The organism is Spirillospora sp. NPDC049652, from assembly GCF_040675125.1.
In the GTDB taxonomy this organism is placed as follows: domain Bacteria; phylum Actinomycetota; class Actinomycetes; order Streptosporangiales; family Streptosporangiaceae; genus Spirillospora.
In genome coordinates this window covers 1-2,092 of sequence record NZ_JBFAOF010001124.1, presented here as the reverse complement: position 1 = coordinate 2,092, position 2,092 = coordinate 1, and the positions used below count along the sequence as shown (strand labels likewise).

Here is a 2,092-nt window from a genome sequence, read left to right as displayed (position 1 = left end):
GTGTGCGGGTCGAGGAACCGGCCGACGCCGGGCAGCACGGTCACGTGGTTGCGGGCGAGCTGGCTGCGCACGACCTCGATCTCGCGGCCGACGACGTGCCGGGTGCGCATCCCGAGGTCGGCGACGGTGATGTCCTCCTTGACCCGGTAGCTCTGCCCGTAGAGGTCGCGCTGGCTGAGACCGGTGAGGTACAGCACCGCCTCGCGCAGCGTCTTGGACGGGATCGTCCCGGTGTTGATGCAGACTCCGCCGATCATGTCGCGGCGGTCCACGACCGCCACCCGGCGGCCCAGCTTGGCGGCGGCGATGGCGGCGCGCTGCCCGCCGGGGCCCGATCCGAGCACGAGGATGTCGAAGTCGTACACGTCCCCAGTGTGGCGAAGGTCCGGTGTTTCTATAAGTCCCCAGTTGGAATGATCTTTAGGCTGTTCCGGAACGAGGTGGGGTAGGCAGTGGGCATGGAGATGCTGGGCGTCGACGTCGGAGGATCGGGCATCAAGGGCGCGCCGGTCGATCTCGACACGGGTGAGCTGACCGCCGAGCGGCTGCGCATGGCGACGCCCGAGCCGTCCCTGCCGGCGGCGGTCGCCGGCGGGGTCGCGCAGGTCGTGGAGCACTTCGGCTGGGAGGGCCCGGTCGGGGTGACCTATCCCGGCGTGGTGATCAACGGGACGACGATGACCGCCGCGAACATGGACAAGGGCTGGATCGGGCTGGACGCGGCCGAGCTGTTCGCGCAGGTCACCGGGCGGCGCGTGACCGTCCTCAACGACGCGGACGCGGCCGGGGTCGCCGAGATGACGCACGGCGCGGGCCGCGACCGGCGCGGGTCGGTGCTGATGCTGACGCTCGGCACGGGCATCGGCAGCGCGCTGTTCGTGGACGGCGTGCTGGTGCCCAACACCGAGTTCGGGCACATCGAGATCCGCGGCAAGGACGCCGAGCGGCGCGCGGCGGCGCGGGTCCGCAAGGAGAAGGACCTCGGCTGGGACCAGTGGGCCGAGCGGCTGAACGAGTACATCTCGCGGCTGGAGGCCCTGGTCAACCCCGAGCTGATCATCCTCGGCGGGGGCGTGAGCCGCAAGGCGGACAAGTTCGTCCCGCTGCTGACCGACGTGCGGGCGCCGATCGTCCCGGCGTCCCTGCAGAACTCGGCGGGGATCGTCGGGGCCGCGATGGCCGCCGCGAAGGCCGCCGCGCACACCCTGCCCAACGCTCCGAGTGGCCCGGCCACGCCCCCGGCGTCCTGACCGCCTCCGGCCGGGCGGCACCTGTCCGCCACCCGGCCGGGGCCCGTCCTTCCGCTCAGCCGAGCGTGACGGTCGCGATCTCCCACGGCCGCAACGGCAGCACGCAGCGGCCCGCCGCGACCTCCAGCGGTTCGCCCTCCCCCGCCGGGCGGCCCGCCAGGTCGCAGCGTGCCGCCGAGGCGAAGTCGCCGGTCACGACGGCATCGACCGGCTCTGGACGCTCGTTCACCACCCGCAGCTCAAGGTTCCCGTCGCGGCGGCGCAGGGACGACAGGACCACGCCGTCCCCCTCGATCCCGATCCCCGGACGCGGCGCGGGAGCGGGCGTGCCCTCGGGCGCGAGCCCTCGCACGGTCTTCAGCTCGTGCCCGAACAGCTCGGCCGCCGCGAGCACCTCGGGGCCGGGACGGTCGCCGTCGTAGGTCATGAGCGCCAGCTCGAAGACGTGGCGGCCGGGGCACTGCGCGTCCGGCGTGGCGATCTGCGGCCCGGCGGGCTCCTCGCGCAGCCCGTTGTCGTCGCGCGACAGCCAGTTCACCGACCGCAGCAGTGTCAGCGCCAGCTCGGCGCCGTCGTTCACGACCTCGTACTCGGTGACGTGCCGGAGCAGCACCGCGAGGCCGCCCGCCGCGACGAACGCGTGCGCGGAGAAGGTCGGCACCGGGACCTCGCCGTGCCCGCCCTCACCGGTCAGGCCGCGCTCCACGACCGCGAACTGACCCTCGCCGAACGACCGGTCCGCCCGGCGCGGCAACGGCAGGTGCAGCCGGACGCGGTGGTCCCGGCACGGGTTGTCGAACGCCACCGACACCCGTGTGAACGGCTCGTCCGCGTGGACCTCC

At 73.4% G+C, this 2,092-nt stretch carries 2 protein-coding genes and 1 pseudogene; 1 reads left to right on the top strand and 2 read right to left on the bottom strand.

Annotation, left to right across the window (positions count from 1 at the left end; genetic code table 11):
* A partial coding sequence (locus AB0J52_RS37665; protein WP_500187754.1) for an FAD-dependent oxidoreductase occupies nucleotides 1-365 on the bottom strand: 365 nt, incomplete at its 3' end.
* A gap of 93 nt (nucleotides 366-458) precedes the next feature.
* Between AB0J52_RS37665 and ppgK the strand changes: the two genes are divergently transcribed.
* Nucleotides 459-1,250, top strand: a complete 792-nt coding sequence (gene ppgK, locus AB0J52_RS37660) for a polyphosphate--glucose phosphotransferase (RefSeq protein ID WP_500187753.1) — start codon at nucleotides 459-461, stop codon at nucleotides 1,248-1,250.
* Nucleotides 1,251-1,305: 55 nt separating this feature from the next.
* On the opposite strand, the pseudogene AB0J52_RS37655 reads toward ppgK, so the two are convergent.
* Nucleotides 1,306-2,092: pseudogene (locus AB0J52_RS37655) on the bottom strand (glycoside hydrolase family 38 N-terminal domain-containing protein); the annotation flags it as partial.